Source organism: Sphingobium sp. SG1 (assembly GCF_057063145.1).
Map to the genome: position 1 here is coordinate 389,974 of NZ_JBVVOJ010000001.1, position 18,259 is coordinate 408,232.

At 54.5% G+C, this 18,259-nt stretch carries 26 protein-coding genes; 7 read left to right on the top strand and 19 right to left on the bottom strand.

Features of this window, described 5'->3' with window-relative positions; genetic code table 11:
* The first annotated feature begins 68 nt into the window (after positions 1–68).
* Positions 69–818 carry an SAM-dependent methyltransferase gene (locus AC0KVN_RS02150; RefSeq protein WP_483655501.1) on the top strand — a complete coding sequence of 250 codons (750 nt, stop codon included), beginning with the start codon at positions 69–71 and terminating at the stop codon, positions 816–818.
* Here AC0KVN_RS02150 and AC0KVN_RS02155 read toward each other — a convergent pair.
* The 11 genes from AC0KVN_RS02155 to AC0KVN_RS02205 form a co-directional block, all read right to left on the bottom strand.
* Positions 802–1,383: a hypothetical protein gene (locus AC0KVN_RS02155; protein WP_483655502.1), complete on the bottom strand. Its 582-nt coding sequence runs from the start codon at positions 1,381–1,383 to the stop codon at positions 802–804. The genes AC0KVN_RS02150 and AC0KVN_RS02155 overlap by 17 nt on opposite strands.
* Before the next feature lie 47 nt (positions 1,384–1,430).
* On the bottom strand, positions 1,431–1,805 hold the full coding sequence (locus AC0KVN_RS02160; protein WP_483655503.1) for a hypothetical protein: 375 nt from the start codon (positions 1,803–1,805) through the stop codon (positions 1,431–1,433).
* Positions 1,798–2,100: a hypothetical protein gene (locus AC0KVN_RS02165; RefSeq protein WP_483655504.1), complete on the bottom strand. Its 303-nt coding sequence runs from the start codon at positions 2,098–2,100 to the stop codon at positions 1,798–1,800. The genes AC0KVN_RS02160 and AC0KVN_RS02165 overlap by 8 nt, the downstream gene beginning before the upstream one ends.
* Positions 2,097–2,480, bottom strand: a complete 384-nt coding sequence (locus tag AC0KVN_RS02170) for a hypothetical protein (RefSeq protein ID WP_483655505.1) — start codon at positions 2,478–2,480, stop codon at positions 2,097–2,099. Before AC0KVN_RS02170 ends, AC0KVN_RS02165 begins: the two co-directional genes overlap by 4 nt.
* Positions 2,477–3,865: an ATP-dependent DNA ligase gene (locus AC0KVN_RS02175; protein ID WP_483655506.1), complete on the bottom strand. Its 1,389-nt coding sequence runs from the start codon at positions 3,863–3,865 to the stop codon at positions 2,477–2,479. The genes AC0KVN_RS02170 and AC0KVN_RS02175 overlap by 4 nt, the downstream gene beginning before the upstream one ends.
* Positions 3,866–3,931: 66 nt before the next feature.
* Positions 3,932–4,564, bottom strand: coding sequence for a RyR domain-containing protein (locus AC0KVN_RS02180; protein ID WP_483655507.1), 633 nt, complete (start codon positions 4,562–4,564; stop codon positions 3,932–3,934).
* Between the two features lie 350 nt (positions 4,565–4,914).
* The gene (locus AC0KVN_RS02185) at positions 4,915–5,088 is read right to left on the bottom strand and encodes a hypothetical protein (protein WP_483655508.1); all 174 of its coding nucleotides are present in this window, start codon (positions 5,086–5,088) and stop codon (positions 4,915–4,917) included.
* A 28-nt stretch (positions 5,089–5,116) separates the two neighbouring features.
* The gene (locus AC0KVN_RS02190) at positions 5,117–5,458 is read right to left on the bottom strand and encodes a hypothetical protein (RefSeq protein ID WP_483655509.1); all 342 of its coding nucleotides are present in this window, start codon (positions 5,456–5,458) and stop codon (positions 5,117–5,119) included.
* 361 nt (positions 5,459–5,819) lie between these two features.
* Positions 5,820–8,171 carry an AAA family ATPase gene (locus tag AC0KVN_RS02195; protein ID WP_483655510.1) on the bottom strand — a complete coding sequence of 784 codons (2,352 nt, stop codon included), beginning with the start codon at positions 8,169–8,171 and terminating at the stop codon, positions 5,820–5,822.
* A gap of 69 nt (positions 8,172–8,240) precedes the next feature.
* On the bottom strand, positions 8,241–9,032 hold the full coding sequence (locus tag AC0KVN_RS02200) for a DnaJ C-terminal domain-containing protein (protein ID WP_483655511.1): 792 nt from the start codon (positions 9,030–9,032) through the stop codon (positions 8,241–8,243).
* Between the two features lie 162 nt (positions 9,033–9,194).
* Entirely contained in the window at positions 9,195–9,644 is a 450-nt protein-coding gene (locus tag AC0KVN_RS02205; protein ID WP_483655512.1) for a hypothetical protein, read from the bottom strand.
* Between the two features lie 82 nt (positions 9,645–9,726).
* Here AC0KVN_RS02205 and AC0KVN_RS02210 point away from each other — a divergent pair, with 82 nt between their 5' ends.
* Positions 9,727–10,197, top strand: coding sequence for a hypothetical protein (locus AC0KVN_RS02210; RefSeq protein ID WP_483655513.1), 471 nt, complete (start codon positions 9,727–9,729; stop codon positions 10,195–10,197).
* Between the two features lie 14 nt (positions 10,198–10,211).
* The gene (locus tag AC0KVN_RS02215; RefSeq protein WP_483655514.1) at positions 10,212–10,721 is read left to right on the top strand and encodes a hypothetical protein; all 510 of its coding nucleotides are present in this window, start codon (positions 10,212–10,214) and stop codon (positions 10,719–10,721) included.
* Between the two features lie 614 nt (positions 10,722–11,335).
* Here AC0KVN_RS02215 and AC0KVN_RS02220 read toward each other — a convergent pair.
* The 5 genes from AC0KVN_RS02220 to AC0KVN_RS02240 form a co-directional block, all read right to left on the bottom strand.
* Entirely contained in the window at positions 11,336–11,593 is a 258-nt protein-coding gene (locus AC0KVN_RS02220) for a hypothetical protein (RefSeq protein WP_483655515.1), read from the bottom strand.
* 4 nt (positions 11,594–11,597) lie between these two features.
* Complete coding sequence (locus AC0KVN_RS02225; RefSeq protein WP_483655516.1) at positions 11,598–11,975, bottom strand: hypothetical protein; 378 nt, start codon at positions 11,973–11,975, stop codon at positions 11,598–11,600.
* A 64-nt stretch (positions 11,976–12,039) separates the two neighbouring features.
* Complete coding sequence (locus AC0KVN_RS02230; RefSeq protein ID WP_483655517.1) at positions 12,040–12,225, bottom strand: hypothetical protein; 186 nt, start codon at positions 12,223–12,225, stop codon at positions 12,040–12,042.
* A gap of 37 nt (positions 12,226–12,262) precedes the next feature.
* Positions 12,263–12,538 carry a hypothetical protein gene (locus AC0KVN_RS02235; RefSeq protein ID WP_483655518.1) on the bottom strand — a complete coding sequence of 92 codons (276 nt, stop codon included), beginning with the start codon at positions 12,536–12,538 and terminating at the stop codon, positions 12,263–12,265.
* A gap of 4 nt (positions 12,539–12,542) precedes the next feature.
* A complete protein-coding gene (locus tag AC0KVN_RS02240; protein WP_483655519.1) occupies positions 12,543–13,220 on the bottom strand; it encodes a hypothetical protein in 678 nt (225 codons plus the stop codon).
* Between the two features lie 78 nt (positions 13,221–13,298).
* On the opposite strand from AC0KVN_RS02240, the gene AC0KVN_RS02245 reads away from it, so the two are divergent.
* A complete protein-coding gene (locus tag AC0KVN_RS02245; protein ID WP_483655520.1) occupies positions 13,299–13,904 on the top strand; it encodes a hypothetical protein in 606 nt (201 codons plus the stop codon).
* On the opposite strand, the gene AC0KVN_RS02250 is transcribed toward AC0KVN_RS02245, so the two are convergent.
* Both AC0KVN_RS02250 and AC0KVN_RS02255 read right to left on the bottom strand, forming a co-directional pair.
* Complete coding sequence (locus AC0KVN_RS02250; protein ID WP_483655521.1) at positions 13,899–14,582, bottom strand: hypothetical protein; 684 nt, start codon at positions 14,580–14,582, stop codon at positions 13,899–13,901. The genes AC0KVN_RS02245 and AC0KVN_RS02250 overlap by 6 nt on opposite strands.
* Position 14,583: 1 nt before the next feature.
* Entirely contained in the window at positions 14,584–14,829 is a 246-nt protein-coding gene (locus AC0KVN_RS02255) for a hypothetical protein (protein ID WP_483655522.1), read from the bottom strand.
* A gap of 110 nt (positions 14,830–14,939) precedes the next feature.
* Between AC0KVN_RS02255 and AC0KVN_RS02260 the strand changes: the two genes are divergently transcribed.
* The 3 genes from AC0KVN_RS02260 to AC0KVN_RS02270 all read left to right on the top strand — a co-directional run bounded on the left by AC0KVN_RS02260 (position 14,940) and on the right by AC0KVN_RS02270 (position 17,367).
* A complete protein-coding gene (locus tag AC0KVN_RS02260) occupies positions 14,940–16,580 on the top strand; it encodes a polysaccharide deacetylase family protein (protein ID WP_483655523.1) in 1,641 nt (546 codons plus the stop codon).
* Between the two features lie 72 nt (positions 16,581–16,652).
* Positions 16,653–17,105: a hypothetical protein gene (locus tag AC0KVN_RS02265; RefSeq protein WP_483655524.1), complete on the top strand. Its 453-nt coding sequence runs from the start codon at positions 16,653–16,655 to the stop codon at positions 17,103–17,105.
* 37 nt (positions 17,106–17,142) lie between these two features.
* The gene (locus AC0KVN_RS02270; protein WP_483655525.1) at positions 17,143–17,367 is read left to right on the top strand and encodes an Acb2/Tad1 domain-containing protein; all 225 of its coding nucleotides are present in this window, start codon (positions 17,143–17,145) and stop codon (positions 17,365–17,367) included.
* Between the two features lie 193 nt (positions 17,368–17,560).
* Here the strand turns inward: AC0KVN_RS02270 and AC0KVN_RS02275 are convergent, their stop codons facing one another.
* Positions 17,561–18,190: a hypothetical protein gene (locus tag AC0KVN_RS02275; protein ID WP_483655526.1), complete on the bottom strand. Its 630-nt coding sequence runs from the start codon at positions 18,188–18,190 to the stop codon at positions 17,561–17,563.
* Positions 18,191–18,259 lie beyond the last annotated feature (69 nt).

The window sequence follows — 18,259 nt, forward strand, 5'->3', positions numbered from 1 at the left end:
TGCTGAAGTGCAGAAACTAATCTGCACTCATGCACTTAGATCAGTTTTACACAAATCCAGAAGTTGCCTTGAAATACGCCACTTTTACGATGGAACGGTTCGTTCCTACTGAACATCAGTATGTAGAGCCAAGCGCAGGAACGGGTGCATTTTACGCCCATTTGCCACTTCAAAGTTTCGGATGCGATCTGGAGCCCAAATTTACCGGTGTAGTCAAAATGGATTATTTCGACTTCAAACCGGAACTTCACATAGGTTGCGAGAGACCGATCATCGTAATCGGCAATCCACCATTTGGTAAAAACGCATCGCTTGCAGTTCGGTTTTTCAACCACAGTGCTCAGTTCGCAAAAGCCATAGCTATGATCGTCCCGCGAACTTTTCGTAAGGAAAGTCTGGTCAAACGGTTGGACCGCAATTTTCACCTGACCCATGAGGAGATAGTTCCCGATCACGCCTTCATCGCCGACGGCGAACCCTATGACGTCCCTTGCGTCTTCCAGATATGGGAGCACCGTGATGAGGTTCGCGTCCACGAAAAGCGGCCCACCACCCATGCACACTTCACGTTCGTCAAACAGGCGGATGCGTCGTTCGCAATACAGAGGGTCGGGGTAAATGCCGGTAGAGTGAAGACCAATGTCGCCGACCTCAGTAGAGAGAGCCATCACTTCATCCGAACCGATATCCCGGCGGTCATAGAAGTGATGCAATCCCTGCCGTTCGATCAGGTCAAATATGACACGGCCGGTAATCCCAGCATAGGAAAGGCAGAGGTTGTGGCTCTATATCAGGCGGCGATCACAACCAATCCATGATCGGGCGATCGGTGTGACCGGGGAGGAATACGAACCAAGCGAAATCCCAGATGTTGCTTGGAGCCTTCCCGCCGCTGTCGACCTCCCATTTCGGCCTCTTCGTGATGTTGAGCACATAGGCCAATCCCGATCCCCTGAGCCAGTCACTGCGCTTTCTGGTCGTCTGCCACGCGATCGACTGGAGAATGCAGATCGGACCGCTGACGTGCGTTTGTGCTTTCTGGACGAACTCAACCGCCTTTGTGAAAGGTGGATTGGTCACGAGAAAATCAACATCCGGGAGGTCTGTCATCTCCAGATAGTCCCCCACCGTGGCCGTCATATTCGGGATCGCACTCAGTGTGGCCAGTTCCTCTTCGCGGATGTCATTGGCATAATGGGGACCAACGTTGCCCTGCTCGATCACATGTCGCAGCATGCGGCCGTCACCAGCGGAAGGGTCAAAGCCCGAGCCGGAAAACCATTCGGGACGGTAGCTATAGAGTTCGGCGAAACAATAGTCAGGCGTGCGGAATGTTTCGAACTTTTCATGGCGCGAGCGCATGTTGTGGAGATTATCGGACATGCCATATTTAGGCCTGCCCGATACTCCTTTTTATGATTTCGAGTTATTCATGCCCGCGTCGAATGATCACCCGACGCAAAGTTGTCTCTTAGGTAGCAGGCGAAAGTGTCTGCATCCTTCTGGCAGCGGAACAGCGCCACAGGAATGCGACGGTCATACAGTAGGGTAGTCCACTTTTGCATCGGGAACTCAATGCGTATCAACTCCTCCAGCGCGGCGGAAAACCGGTTGAAAGCATCGTATGAAGTTGCATCACATTTCACAATATGGGGCATCCCCTTCCACAACGCGATGCGCTCCAGCGATTTCGTGCACCGGTCAATGCGCTTCCACGGCACATGTCCGACTTCTTCAGTCGTGAACCACGGCCGCGCGCTCCACCAGCCTCGATCAGGCGTGGGGAATTCGATCACCTCACCCATCAAGCAGGCTTCGGCTCTCAAGGCTGGACAGCCGGGCTTCCAATCGTTCCTTCTCAACGAGAAGGTCCTCGACCTGCTCGCGCAATCCGTCGGCACGATACATGTGAGCGTGAGCCAGTTCCCAGCCCTCCTTGGCGTGTTCTGACATCTGAGCCAACTCGTTCTCCCAATTGTCGAACAGGGGCGCTAGAACGGCCTCTACGATACCAACTGGATAGGCTGGCATGTTGGGGTCCGAGCGATAGAGATTGCAGCGTATGGACGCTGCAATCTCCCCGATGGTGAATTTCATCATTCGCCCGTTTTCCGTGTGAAGGTCCGGACTACGACCACCTTCTCTTCCTCGACACAGTCGAGGTCGTAAGCGTCATCGATCCATTCGATCTCTTCCGGGCTCCCGTGTTTGCCGCCGCCATACCAATAGGTCCAGCCCACCCACGATCCGTCAAGATACTGGGCCGCGACCGAACTGGACTCGTAATGTCGCGAATAAGGCGCACCGACATTGGTCTCTACTTTGCCGCCACGGATTTCATCACCATATGAGGAAGCGCTACTATCATAGTAGAGTTCATCGATGTTCTCCGGCGTCACTTCCGAGAGATCGATATCCTCGAAATTGGCAGCAGCGAGCAAAACGAGATGGCGAAGTTTCTGTGATGCTGTGAAGGTCACAGCTTTTCTCCCGGCTTGGACCCGCGCCAGCCCTTCAGCCGAGGGTGGCGCATCGACCAGACGTTCGACCCACGGGCCTTTTCGTCCTGTGAGAATTCATGCCCCTCGACTTCGGCAATCATACCCATGACCAGTTCGGGCTTGGCAAACCACGTATCGCGCTCTTCCTGCGTCATGCCCGATCCAACCTTGGTCTCGATGATCATATCACCTTCGACGCCGCGACAGATCAATGCACCGACGCTGTTCGCGTTCTTGGTGTCCGCGCCGCCGGGCTCCATACCAATCACTTCAAGGCTGGCATCGACGAACGGCTTCACCTTCTCCCAGCCATCCCAGCGCTTGCAGCGATAAGGAGCATCCGGCTTCTTTGCCATCAGCCCCTCATATTTCTTGGAAATCTTGCGCTTTTCCATGACATCGTCGAACATGCGTGCGATTTCGGCCTGCCCCTCTTCCGTATCGAGATCGATCTCGACCTTGGGGAGGACGAATGCCAGATCACCCAGATGTTTCTGGAGCAAACCACTTTCCTGAAGCGCACACAGTGCATCGTGACGCTCCCGCTGGGTCTTTGCGCAATGGCCTGCGCGGAAATCATCCAGAGGCACGATGTCGAACAGCATGAGACGCGACGATGACGTATCGGCATCGCTGCTGGTGGCCAGCTTCATCAGGCTGTTGAAGTCTTCACCGACGATCTCACCATCGAGCATGATCGATGCCGGAAGCTCATCCAGCAGAGCCAGCATCGGCTCGGTGATATGGGGGAAGTTGTCCTTCACCTGACCCGAACGGGTATACTGAGTAACGGTCCGGTTTTCCTTGTCCAGCACCGTATTGAGGCGCATGCCATCCCACTTCACATCGATGAACACACGCCCCTTGAGTTCGCTGATCGTTTTGCGATTGTAGGACTCGCTGGGCGCAAGCTGACAGGCATAGGTCGGCACGATATAATCGAGCGCGCTCTTGTCCGTCTTCGCGACAGCCTTTAGTGCCTTGTTGATCGTGCTCTCGGTGATACCGGCCTTGTAGTCCTTGAGCAGGATGCGGCGGTAGAAATCATTCCATTCCGAAATGGAGCATCGATCGGCAAATGCGTTGATGGCGTCGCGCGCGGCATGCCCGGTCAGTTCGCGTAGGCGAAGGCTCTGAGCAAGAACCGCAAAGTCACCGAAGCTAACCTCACTGGGCGTTCCATCGTCTTCTTCGGTGAACTCGATGACCTTTTTCACGCCAAACGTGACCAAGCCATCATATGCAAGCTTTGCGCCCACGAAAAAATCGCGATTGCCGTCGAGAAAGGCCTTTTCAATGATGGCCTGCTTTTCGGTCTTGGATGACGTCTCACGCACTGCGCGGACGATTTCAAATGACTTCATGATATTTACTGAAATCCCTCAAATGGATTTCAGGACGGTATTTAAGCCGATCCGATCAAGTCAAAATTAAATCGTGTTGCGAACCAATTTATAGATCGCCGCCAGTTCATCCTTACTGATCACGGCATAACCCTGATCGTTCAGAAGGTCGACCATAGCCTGCGGTTGTTTGTAATCGACCTGTCGCAGGCTTTCGGGGAGGTCATCCCAACTACGAAGCATAGGGCTGGTCTTATCGGCTACGCTCATGGTCGTGGAATAACGCCAGCCAGTTGAAAGACGATCCTTCACCCATTGCTCGTGCTGACGCTTGGCAAATGCTTGGCAGATCGCCTTATAGCGCTCATCCTCGATCTTAATATTGTCCTTGGCGAGACCGGCCTCGATCTCGCATTTGCTCACGACGATATCGAAGTCGAACGGGAAGGCTGCGCTGGCCGCCTCTGCAATCGGGCGAGCCTCATCTTCAATCAGGTGGCGCGTCAACGGCACCATATAGCGATACATCGACTTCGATGCCTTGCAGAGCATCGGGACATATGCCGACCCACCATCACGCCCGTCCACGCGAACAGTTGTCCGCACGCCCGGCGGCAGGTGCTCGTCCAGTAGAGCCATCCATTCACACACCGCCTCACGCGTAAATTCGCGCTCGACGTTGAGGCTTACGAAGCATGGAATCTGGGTCTCGGCGCTCATGAAGTTCTCCTATGCGTTTCCATACTTATCAACGCACTAGAACCCGGCGCACATATCCACGCTCAACTGCATCATCGCGAACCCGCAGCCATATGGTGCGACTGTCAAATGCCCATGCGATGGTCTGTTGACCCGTGACATCCAACGTTTCCGATCGTATCTCGAACCAGTCAGCATCAGTGGGGGCACAGACAAGCGTGCCCTCAAGGATCACGCTCCCCTTGAAGTTGGACACGCTCACAGAAACGACATGTCGGGTTCGCGCCGGGCCGGGGAAGCCATCGACGCGAACCTGATCTCCGGTCATGGTTCCGGTCGAACCCATGAATGTCATGCCCGGAAATGACATATTATTCGCTGTCCGGAAGGATCGCAGCTTCGACGACCAGCGAACCGCCGGTCAGTTCAGCGGCAACCTGCGCCAGAGTCTCAACGAGATCGTCACCGATCTCAATTCCAGCGGCATCGCGATCGCCCACCAGCTTGGCAAAGTCGATCACGACAGTCTTCTTAACGATTTTCATAAGTTGATCTCCTGAGGGGACCAACTATTTAGGCGGCGACGCGGTTCTTGGGCTTGCGACCACGACGACGAGCCTGCGAAAGCGATTCACCTTCTTCATCCAGAGCATAGATGCACGCGATGCGCCGGATTTCCATACCATCGATCTCCTGAATATCTTCAGGGTAGAAAGTTATCGTGCGGCCGTCCGCGCTCTTCCCCATGATGGCAATCCGGTCACCATCATCGACGTGGACGAGATACTGGAAATTGCCAGAAAACTTGATGCGCGAAATACCCGAAACATCCTGATTGCGCACCTTGGCGGTGAGGAATGTGTCACCATTGATGATGCCACGGTCTGCGAGGGTTTCAAACAGCTTGGGGTTCATGAAATTCGCTCCTTCAAATGTCTTCATCAAATCCAGAGCCGAAAAACCGGAGGGGGTCATGGAACACAATCACCCCTCCGTGTGTCTCCCATATGAGTGCAACGCATACGGGTGATCAAATCGGCTCTTTGCTGCAAAACCACATAACGGACAGGAAGATGGCGATGTCAGCGCCACCCTTCTGAAATCCATAAATGTGTTGAGAAATGCAGCCTGTTGCTGCGGAGGCCCTTGACCAAAAAGTCGTGGAATCTTCGCTCTCAAATCACTCTGAATTTAAAATATCGTAATCAAATATCACTCTCGAATGCGTCGAAATAAGCGGGCTTCGAACCCGCCTACAATACCCTTTTGAAAAAAATCAGCAGGGCTCCAGCGCTAGAAGTGTTGGCATTTCGGACGAAATTTCAATCACTTCATTCCTCGCCTTCAGCACCACTTTAGCGCCAGCGGGAAGCCGATCGAGCAGAATCATGTCCGCGATCGGGAGCTTGATGTGCTCATCGATCAGACGGGCCAGAGGACGAGCACCAAATTCAGCATCAAAACCCTTGGTCGCCAACCAATCGGCCGCACAGGGATGCAGAACCACGCCGATTTCACGGCTGGTCAGCATATCCGAAAGACGACCAATGAACTTGGTCACGATGTTCCGCACGTCATCCTGTCCCAGAGGATCGAACGCGATGATCTTATCAACCCGGTTGAGGAACTCTGGGGCGAAGAACTTCTTCAGTGCGGCTTCATCGGCCTTTGCGTTGCTACCGGTGAAGCCGATCGCAGCCTTGGCCTTCTTCGCCGCCCCTGCATTGGTCGTCATGATCAGAATGACATTCCGGAAATCGACGGTCTTGCCCGAACCGCTGGTCAGGCGCGCGCCATCCATGATCTGGAGGAGAACGTTGAAAATGTCCGGATGCGCCTTTTCCACTTCATCGAGAAGGAGAACGCAATGCGGGTTCTTCTCGATCTCGGAAATCAGGAGACCCGACGCTGCACCACCGTCGCCATATCCAACATAACCCGGCTGGGCACCGATGAGCCGCGCGATGCTGTGGCGCTCCATATACTCGCTCATATCGAACCGAACGAGCGGGATGGACAGTTCGGCCGCCAATGCTTTCGACACCTCAGTCTTGCCCACGCCGGTGGGACCGGAGAAAATGAAGCTGCTGGCGGTCTTGTCGACATCACGCAGACCTACGCGCGACAGCTTGATCGCATCGCTGACTGCCTTCACCGCCGCCTTTTGACCGAACACGTTCTGCGAAATACGATCGCCCATCGACACGATGCGCAACCCCTCATCCTCGCGAATGGTTGACAACGGGATGCGGGCGATCGTCGCCACTTCCTGCTCGATGTCCTCGGCCGAAATCGGCGTCTTGCGTCTCTCCAGAGCGGCACGGGCACCTGCTTCATCAATGACGTCGATCGCCTTGTCAGGCAGCGTAGCGGACCGGATATAGCGCTCGGTCAGATCAACAGCAGCCTCGATGGCTTCCACCGAATATGACACGCCGTGGTGCGTCTCATAATGCGAACGCAATCCCATGAGGATAGCCTTGGCTTCATCACGCGATGGCGGATTAACGGCGATCTGCTTGAAACGTCGAATAAGGGCGCGGTCACGCTCGAAATTCTTCGTATAATCGTCATACGTCGTCGCCCCGATGCAACGCAGGGTTCCGCGTGCCAGAGCAGGCTTGAGAATGTTCGCCGCATCGACTGCACTATCACCGGTCCGACCGGCACCCACGATCTGGTGGATTTCGTCGATGAACAGAATGACGTCGCCGCGCGTCTGAACCGCCTTGATCAACTGATCGAGACGATCCTCGAATTCACCCCGAAATTTGGTCCCGGCGATCAAAGAGCCGATGTCGAGATTATAGATGGTCTGGCCGATAAACATCTCAGGCACATTCCCCTCAACGATACGGCGGGCGAAACCCTCTGCAATGGCGGTCTTACCAACGCCGGGTTCACCGATCAGCAGGGGATTATTCTTGCGGCGACGCTGAAGGATGCGGATTACCTCATCCACTTCCTTTTCACGACCAACCAAGGGATCGATGGCCGACGTCTTCGCCTTCTCGTTGAGATTGATAGCGAGCTTGTCGAGCGTCTTGGTCGCCTCGGCGATCGCCTTATCCTGATCCGTGCTTTCATCCTTCGTCGGCGCTGGCCCGACCGCGTTTCCACTGAGAGTGTAGCCGGAGAAGTCGACCGATGAAGTGAAACTACCGGGACCGAAATAGTAGATGCGGCGCGTCGCTTCTTCATACTCCTGCTGGAGCTTGCGAACATAGCTCTCCATCAGAGACGATGTCGCACCGCTCTCATGAAGCATTGCGGTGGCGGCACATTCGTCGAACGGCAGTTTGAGAAACTCCCAGAACACGTCGAACACAGTGGCTTCTTCGCCCTCATCCACGGCGGCAACGGCCGCTTCGATGATACGCGCACAAAGCCCGTCAGGCATGGGCTGTTGAGCGTTATCTACTTCGACGCGACGGCTGATAAGATGCTCTGTAAGGTTCGCGATCAGTTCGGCATAATCGGCCTTCATATACGCCAGACATTCCATGATCTCATCATTGATGATCATGACACTCAGGAGGTGTTCCGGCGCGATGTCCACTTGGCCGAAACGCTTGGCAACCTTTGCTGCGTCGGTGATCAGTGCGGACACTTCTTTACTAAAACTCATGCGGGAAAAACTCCACTAACCCAATGTCTTCCCATTCAGGCTAGTTGGCCGTTTTTCCCGTATGCAATATTATTCTGCGTCCCCGTCCCTAATGCGACGAACCGCGTCTCTTTGCGCGTCCGTCAGCGTCGGCATCACCACTTCGACGATTACATTGAGCGCTCCATGGACGCCTTCTTGCCCCATCAGCGGCATGCCCTTTGCCGGAACTACGATGGTCGCACCATGATTGATCGCCGGTGGGATCACGACATCGACATTGCCATCGATCGTTGGAATGTTGAACGAACCACCCAGTAGAGCATCCCAAACCGAAAGCTCGACTTTGGTGAACAGATCAGCGCCATTGACGGCGAAGCGGTCACTGGGGATGACCATCACGATCACCATCAGATCGATGTTGGTCAGGGAGGGATCATCCGTGTTTACCCGAAGCGTTGACCCTGACGGGATACCAGCGGGAATATCCACGAAAATGGTAGGGTTTCGCCCATCGGGCGTCTGGATGTCGAGCGACACTTTACAACCATTGTAAGCATCCACAACAGAGATGTCGCATTGGATACGAGCAGTCTGCCGAAACTGAAAATTCGCCTGCCCCCCAGCAAAATCAAAGCCGGAAAACGGATGCCCGCCCGGAAACCCGCTCCAAGGCGCGTGAGCCGTCGGCTTGGCGTTTTTCTTGGTCTCATCAGTCAGGTCATCATATGCGGCCTGAATTTCGTGAAACCTCTTGGTCGCATCCGGATCATCCTTGGTTTTGTCCGGATGATATTGCTTGACCAGCTTCCGATAGGCTGACTTGATCTCTTCTTTCGACGCGTTGGGAGCCACACCCAACACCACATGCGGTGACTTCATTCTACTCCTTTGTCGCAGACCGGTGTTTTGTCAGAGGCAAATGCCTCCCGCACACAGTCTATCCATTCCAATAGTCGCACATAGCGGATCGCCAGTGCATTATAATTCCGATCTGTCGCGGTCGCATCGAGCACCTGCGCGCCCATGGACGTATCGGTCAGATCAGGAAGCGCCTTGGGCTTCTCCGCCAGAACCTTGCCCACCTGAGGGATCGAGGGTGGCGTCGAGTGACCGTCTAATCGCGTTTCGGTCGTCGAGCACGCTGCCAGAGACGCGGCAATTAGAATAATCGGGATTTGTCTGAACTTCATGAACGATCCTCTCGACGTATTTCGTTTCCTTGGTCGACTGTGCGGCGAGGTCCCTGCCCGCTTTCTCATCAATGGCGTCAAGTCGAGGAACTAGCGCCTGTTCGATCTTGCGCGCGATCTGGTCCTGCCGAGAGCGTTCGTCTTGAATGCCTTTCTCGAAGGCCACCTTCTCGATACCTTGCTTCCAGTCCTTATAAAGGCCTGACCCGAAGGCGTGGACGCCGATCATCAGAGCCGCGACTACCAGCCATGGCAGATATTTTCGGATATTAACCAAAAATGATATTGCCGTTGCAAACATAACCTGCTCCATGCAAAGAACGCAGATATTTAGTCTTGACGAGAACTTGAAGTGTGATATCTAGGATATCGCATTTGAAGTTATGTTCGAGAGGCTATCTGTGAATACCCATGCCAAAGGCGCGTTGATCGGTGCTATCATCGGCGGGATCATCGCCTTCATCTGGAACAACTTCTGGGTAATCTGCACCAGTTTCTTCTTCCTGATCATCACCGGGGTGATCCTCACCCCGTTCTGGAACGAGGACGCGAACGACGATCAGATGAAAGAGGCCGTCGAGTTCGGCCTCAAATATGATCTCGAATATGACGCCAAGGACCCTCGCACGATCAACGCTGTGATCAAGAACGGGTCGCGCTACGACATGCTGAACGTTCGTATGAAGTGCGACAATTCGCTCGGTGCGAACCTTCCTTCGGTCAATGGCGGCGAAACCGCTTCGGCCTCATGGTCCTTCGACTTCAAACCCAAGGATTGCGATTTCACCTACGAGGTCAAAGATCGGCGTCAGCTTCGCGATGGCGAACGCATTCAGTCTTCCAACGTGTTCTGAGCGGAGTTAGTAAAATGCCTGCTATTATCGGCATCATCATCGTCTTCTCGTTGATTGCCACTGTCCTGTCTTCTGGCTGGGACATGTTCACCAAGGGGATGGCCACCATCACGGGTAATCCGGCGTGGAAGTCGCGCTCGGTGCAGAGGGATAATGCGCAGCAGGGCTTCTCGTTCGAGCACCGCCTCTACAATGCGTCGCCCAGCGACTATCCGGAACTGAAGGGCAAATTCCGGTTCACCAATTCGTCAGACACACCCATCACCTATATCTATGTCGCTTGCACGTTCGACAGCACGGATGATCGCGGCGGCGAATACAAGAACGCACCGGGGGCCTACGAAGCCCGTTTCGTCTTTGACGCAAAAGAGAGCGATGGCTCCAGCCGCATCTTCATTGCTCCCCATAGCACGGCAGAATTCAACGTCGAGATGGATGAGAAGGGATCGCATGGGCTTCGTGAAAGCTATCCCTACGTGAGCAATTCCGACTGCAATGCACTGATCGATACCTATCAGTCTTAATCATTGCAGGGAGGTGGTGACGTATCACCACGCTCCAGATGAGGTGAATACACTCCGCAGAGCTACGTTCTATTCACCTCATCTATTATAATTCAAGATAATCATCCACAATGTGACCTTAGGCTAGGATGCCTTCTTTCCCCCCACAGGGTTTGTGGGGGGAATGCGACCTTGAGTGTAGTCGTCTCATTAGCGGCTTACGCAATGTAGCTGGTGGTCATGCGAGACCAGCATGCGCCGCCCATTCTTGATCTACCTCACCCGAACGAGGATGCGTTCAAAATGCGCATCTGGTAGGTATCGTGATCTATCATGACGGTTCAGTCTTGGGACTGGCTTCCGATCGGAGCAATGAGAGGACACCGACCGGACGTAGAGATGTCAAATGCTTCAGACATAGCTCTACTCTTCTTATAGTGCGGTTTTAGCGGATTTCCGCTGGGCGGCCATTGCTGCGCTCACCTACTGTGGGTGTCGCTAGTCTGTCCCTCTGGGGCGCTCACCCCGGCCGTCTACGGTCATGTTCCCATAGCCCGCCTTGTCAGGGAGACTGGCTCCCGAGCGTCGATGTCTATGTTGGCACAATATGAGACCGACGACCGGGAGCGCAATAATCACATTCGAAGTGATGGAAGATCGGCCCGTTTGAGCGTTTCTGCGATTTTCCAGAGGCGCACGATCGTGAGCGCATCGTTCATGCTGATGCTCTCGAAATCCTCGAAAATCCCCGTTTCTGCGGCAGTGTAGAGGAGTTCCGCCATGACGTCGTCGACATCATCGAGCCGCTCCACGTCACTCAGGCGCGCCCGTAACCGGTTCCCCGGATGCTCTTCCTCGAAGTCTTCGCGCTGGCCATAATCATGCTTTAGCATTACTTCATGCCCTCCGCAGCCATACGGTGGTGGCGGCGTGGCCATCGCCATCGTGGAGGATATCGATGTTCAGGTCCTCATCAATGTAGAAACCCGCGATTTCCGGATCGTCAGGCAACTGAGCCAGAACCTCTGCGATCGACGGCTTGAAGAATGCATGATAGCCGCACTTATGGTGGGTGCGCGAGCGACTATGTTCTGCATAGTCAGTCACCTCGACGAGGTCCTTCGGGTCCCAATTGAACGCCGTATTGCGGGGATCGACAGCCGCGAAGCTGTGCAGCTTGCCGCCTCGGTTGATCAGGGGGGTGACCCGCGCCATCCGCTCTTCGAGAACGTCATCGGCGATGGGTGGAAGATTAAGCTTCTCTTCGGTAATCATTTCGCTTCCAATAGCTCCATAAAATGGAGCACCACTTTATATGAGGAAGCGAATTGTTCAATACCTAATGACGAGCCCGTGACGGGTATTCCGCCACATATTCTTGGTATTTGGTCAGAGCCTTCGCGGCCTTTGCCAGCACTTTGGCCACGCTATCGCCGGTGAAGTAAAAACGAACTTTTGCACGCGATCGGACGAAATATTCCTGATCGTCGTTCATACCGATCTCAAGCAGATATTCGGTGGACACCAGTCGCCAATCCTCGCTAACGACCGGGTCCTCCCGGTCAGTGAATCGACTTACTAGCGTAAAAAATCGGGGATAGCACCCCCTTTTTGTTCACGATCCATTCACAGGTTGGGAACGCCTGTTTCGCATCCCATTTGATGATACCGATGAAGTCATTTCCGCCGAACAGTTCACGAAATTTTTCCGCGCCCGACATCGCCGCATCGAGCGAATTGAAGTCGACTATCGTGCTGGTCACGCGACCCGGCTCCACGAACTCGATCGAATATTCCTGATTTCCAAACATACCCACACCCTGCCTCAATTCCATCATGATCTCAATTCCGTTCGAGCGTCGGTGGTCTGCTCAACCCCTTCTTCGCATAATAGGCATGGAAGAGCGGACGGGTGAAATTCCTTTCGGTCTCCACCGTGGTGAGTCCGAGATGGGTCAGGTCGCATTGGACGTAGGACAACCATCTATTGAGTTTGTCGGTCGGATATTCCGCGATATTGTTGAGCGAAATTTCGCACATCCATCTCAGATGCGCAGGAGAATGCTCGTCGCCTTCCAGCAAAACGGGGAGACTGTCGAGCATATCACGATAGCGTTCGAAGAGAATGCGCATGATGTCGCGCATTTCCTGATCATCAATGATCTCGACGAGCCCCGCGATGACATCAAGCAGGTCATCGATTTTCAGTCTGCCTGTTTGTCTCGCGCACATGGCGCGGGCGGTGCTGAGGGCAGCTTCGCGACGGACGATAAGTTCCGCCAGTTCCTCTTCGAACGGTGCCTTTACGGGGAAGCCGTCTGCTTTGCTGCTGACGACATATGGATTACCAGACAGGCGCAGCGCCACCACCCGAACACCGAAAACATCTTGGAGATAGGCTGCCGAATCCGGGTCGGCTGCTCTTGTGTATCGGTCCACCGCCCCGGCGAAGTTTTCTCTCATATCGAGAACATTCGAGAACGTGTCATGATTGATTTCAAGAAGCGTGCGGAAGCCCATAATCATCCCATAAAATATGTCAGCTAGTTCATAGCTTAAAATAGTGACCTAGCAAAGGCGCAAATATTAAAGTGTCTTATGTCACGTTATTTTCAAGATGAACCATTCACTACCGACTTCGACAAAGCCCTGAACGAACAATTCGTCGAACTTGGTGGGCAGCCACCAGAGCGAATTGCCTGCTCGCTGGTCGACGATTTCGACATTGAGCGCATGGTCCAGCAGCGAATGATCGATCACACGACCCGATCGCTCATTTCCGAAATGGAATCACACGTCGAGCGCATGGGTGAGATTCCATTTTCCGGCTTCGATGGGTTCTATGACCGCGTCACGCAAGCTGTATTCAGAACCATTAGCCTCAAGCCCGGTGACCAGTTTTTCACAGGCGTGCGCAGCGAATGGTTTCTGGGCAAAGCTGCCTATGCGGCAATGCCCTTGGGGGACCAACCACGCCCTGAAACGCTTTTTGGCGTCCCCCTGAAACGCTTCGCCAATCTCGGGGACGTGCTGATCTACGCCCCTCAAGGGTGGTTCAATTTCACGCCTCATTCGCATTTTCGGCGGATGCCGATCAATTACTATGAGGGTGAACGATCATTTGCCGGTGAGGCAAGTCCGTTCTTCAAAGTGAAGGCGGGAATGCTCAAGCGCTGGGACATCACTGGTCTGGACTCATTATGAGTCCAGACTGAAGACATCCTCAATCGCCTCATGGATGTAATCTACCCGGCTCTTGAGATCAGACTGAGACAGCAGATCGCGCCCGACTGAACGGATGACCTCTTCGATATCGCCGACGCTTTCTTGTGGCGTCCCCCAATCACTGGACCACAGAGTAAGCTCCAAGCTTGGTTTCCAGTCGCAGATAAAGGACAGTTGTTCGCGAAGGTCGATCTTGCGACGCCAGTCCGCCTCGTTCATCCAGTTTTCCACTGCCGATGCCGCTGACGCATCAGTGCAGTCGACCCAGTCATCGGGAATGCTCATATAACGCGGGCGGCCGATCACGTCGTCATCAGCGCGGAGACCATAGTGGCGGTCGACCATGAGAATGACTTCGACCTTGAATGGCCGATCTATCCCGCAATCATATTTCTTCGACCAACCAAATGCAGTTTCCAACGGGTCGGAGAAGCTTGTCAGGAAGCCGTAATAATCGGTGAACGTATTATCTTCCTTGAGGACCTCACCATTGGTCGAAAGGCGGGCGACGCACCGGGTTTCGGAAATCTGGATCAGCTTTCTGCTGAACGTGTGTGCGGTCCATGCGTGCGGCAGGGTCTGGTCGATCGCGATGGCGCGACCGATCGTCTTCTCGACTTCATTTTCGATCACGCCGAATATGCTGCTGGTATGCATGTCAGGCCGCCAGTCTCGGGTCCATGCGCTCACAGAGTGCGCGCTGCTCTGTGATCTGGAACTGCAACGCATGCGATTCCGCCATTGCACGCGTGACCTGCCGCTTGGCCCAGTCGGCGTTGACCAGAATGAGCTTCATGGCCGAATAGCGCTTCACCATGAGGCTATGTTCGAGTGCTTCGAGATGTTCGCGCGGCGATGGCGCAACGACGGGGGCACCTGCCCGGAAAAAGCGTTTCAGCATCATATAAACTCCATCAAATCGATCCGGGCTATCGCCGAAGAATGACGGCGGGTCAAGCACTTCGGTATGGCCGGTTTTCATAAATATGGGTGCCCACTTTAAGAGGAATGTTCATGCACCCGATCAACAAGCGCAACTTTGGAACGAAGAAAGGGGCACTAGCGGTCAAATTTCATAACGGTTCCGCAATAGTCACCGGTCAGATTATCAAGCAGGTGGGGACCTCGCGGTTCCGCGTCGCGACGCTGGATGGGAGTATCACCAAGATTTGCGCATTGGCGCGAACCGCCGACGAACTCACTGCTTTGATATCCGGAACCGGCCCGCAGGCTGCGGCACGCGCATCCCTCTGCACGATCGAGGTGACAAAGTTTGTCACGGGGACAAGCGATCCCGTTGAGAATGTGGCGCGCATTTTCAGCACCACATTATTCACCATTCAGGGAACCCGTCTGACATGGGCGCGAGCTAAAAGTGCTCAGTCCGTGGGCGCGGGCACCATTGCATTCCATAGCTATGCCCCTGCTCTACCCACCATTTTGAATGCCACCACGACCCACACCAATTGGGCCGTGGCATCCGGTGTAACGATCGCAACGGCAAATTATCCGGTTGTCTCCCCTTCGGGTCGCACGGCGGGTCTTCGCATAAGCAAACCCACCAGCGGCACATTTGGCGGTGCGCGCACGGCTGCTGTCCCAGCAAATTTCAAGCTGTCCGAGGTCGCTCTGGTCGGCTTGCGTCTCTATTGGGGCGCTGACCAAGGCAGCGTTTCGATCCGTTTCTCCTCCGACGCGTTTGCAACCAAGCGCCGTGAGTTTAGCTGGGCCTATGCCGGGCAGCTTCACAAGGGCTGGAACGAACTCACCATCCGTCCCGATGATGATGGCACCACGGCACCCAATGGATCGGCATGGGTCAACACCGGTTCGCAGGCGATTGATGAAGTGATCAACGGCATCCAGATCAGCATTTCGACCAGCAGTGGCAATGCGGCCGATGTCTATCTCGATGGCATTTTCTACCATCGGGCCGTTCCCATTAAGGGTGCGATCCGCATTGGCTTCGACCGGTTCGGCGAGACGTCGATCGTAGAGAAGGCTCTTCCCCTCATGCAAGCTCGTTCGATCAAGGGTTATTGGGCCGGTGACGCCAACCTGATCGACGGTGACACCAATTCCCGTCGCCTCCTCCAGATCGTCTACAACGCGGGTTGGGACGCGATCAGTCAGGGTATGTATCACCCCGACTATACGGTCGCAGGGGCCGCACGGTTGGGCTCCGACTACGATCAGGCCCGCGCAATCTTCGACAAGCAGGGCTTCACGCGCGCGCGCAACCTGTTCTCCTACCCGCTGTCTGCCAATGACGTCTCGACCGATGCCATGCTGCTATCCAAGGGCGTCCAGATGGCACGATCGGGATGGCCGTGGTGGATTCATCCCACTGAGTTCGATGCTGGTCCCAAACTGATCGGTCATGGTGCGGTCAACCTTGGTGGAAAGACGCTGGCCGTGGCGAAGAAACTCGTCGACTCTGCGGTCCGCTACGGTGTCTGCATCGATCTATTCTGCCACGGTATCGCCCCCGGCGGGACCGGCACAACGCCTCCCGCCGATACGCTGCTCTGGTATGAAAGTGATTTCGCAGCGCTTCTCGATTATGCGGCGGCATACCGCACACAAGGTCTGCTCGACATCGAAACTCCCAGCGAATGGCTGGACAAGCATCAGACGCGCCCCACGCGCGCCTGATAGGCTCCAGAAATATTGAGAAGGCCCATGGTTGATCGCTACCATGGGCCTTCCTAAGGAGCCATTTGACCAATGCGATTTGAATTCCAAGCCCCGGCCGAGGGGCTGATACCCGAAGAGACCATCGTTGCCGCCCTCTCTTTTGCGCAGCTTTCCCGCCTGCGTGAACACGCGCTGGCTCTGGCTTGCCTCGACGGAAATGCTTTCCCGCAACTGATCGACCAGTATCTTCCCGAAGCTTATGCGAACCTATGGCAAAATTCGCATTTGAGAGGACTCCCAGACCTCTACGAGGCGAAGGAAAAGCAGTTGGTGGCCAATGAACAAGCGTCGGAGAATCTCGCCCTGATCCTGTTCAAAGCAGCCGATATTTTCAATGATCGAGACAAGGCATTTGACTGGGTCGACCAGATGTCCGCTACGCTGAATAGCACGCCGCGCGCGCTGGCCCGCACCGATGAGGGCACCAAGCAGGTATTGCTGCATCTTGCTGGTATCTCTCGCAGTCTCGGCATCGACGCATAATATTGAAGTGGCGATAGTCGGTTTGGTATGATTGAATATGGATAATCAACACAAACTCATCAAAGGCTATCGCGACCTCAGCGAAGAAGAAATCAACATGATGAACGAGATCAAATCGTTCGAGGCCCAGTTCAATCGTCTTGTCGATCGTATGCGGGGCAATGATCTTTATGATCAGCGCTTTCTCTCGATCGGTGCAACGAATGCCGAAACTGGCTTCATGTTCATGGTGAAGGCAGTGGCGAAGCCTGAGCGCCTCTGATGTGGGACGATCGCTATCGCCCGCTGCATAGCGGCGAGATCATCCAACCGGGCGATGAATGTCAGGATGTGGACCGAAATTGGTATCCGGCGAGAATGGTCGGTGAACCTGCGCCGGACACTCTGTTCACCAGCCATCGCCTTTACCGTCGGAAATTACCGGAATGAGAAATGGGAGGGCGACCTCCCATTTTTTATGGTTCCATCAGCATCGTAGTGAATTCGCGGAGCAAACGATCCTGCTGTTCCGTCTCCTCCGGGGGATAAAGGGCGCGAAGCTTCTCCATCGCGTCATGAATCTTTAGCGAGCCGTTGTCGGATGCGCGAACGATCTCCTCTACCTCCTTTGGAAAGCTGCTGAGATATCCGACCTCCAAATGCCGCTGTGCTGCCCATTCCCGGTAATGCCCTTCTGTCTTCATGCCGGGTGCGAAATAGCGGTCATAGGACAGTCCGCGTTCCTTGTCCTTGAAATCCCGATACTGGCGCATATGAAGGTATACTGAAAACTTGGCGTAGCGGAAGAGGTTCTTGCGCAAAGGAACGAACGTAGGGCTTTCCGGTCGCTCGCGCTCCTCTGCAATCCCTACAAATTCCGGATCACCGAACGCAATCACTTCCGTGCCGCCGCGATCGCCATCGTCGATGATAAAGCCGTGTGTCACACCGTCGATGTCGACGGTTCCGCTGACCGTGACGTTGATGACGTCGTGTTTCTGGAGGTCGAGAATTTTCACTCCATCCCCGGCTTTCTCCTGATGCCAGTTGAACGCATAGATGCGATCAATCGCCTCATCGGGGATTTCTTCCAGATAAACGGTCACGCAAAACTCCATCAAATGTTCGAAATAGTCATATCGTCTGCGGCTTAATATCGCAATCGATACTTCACC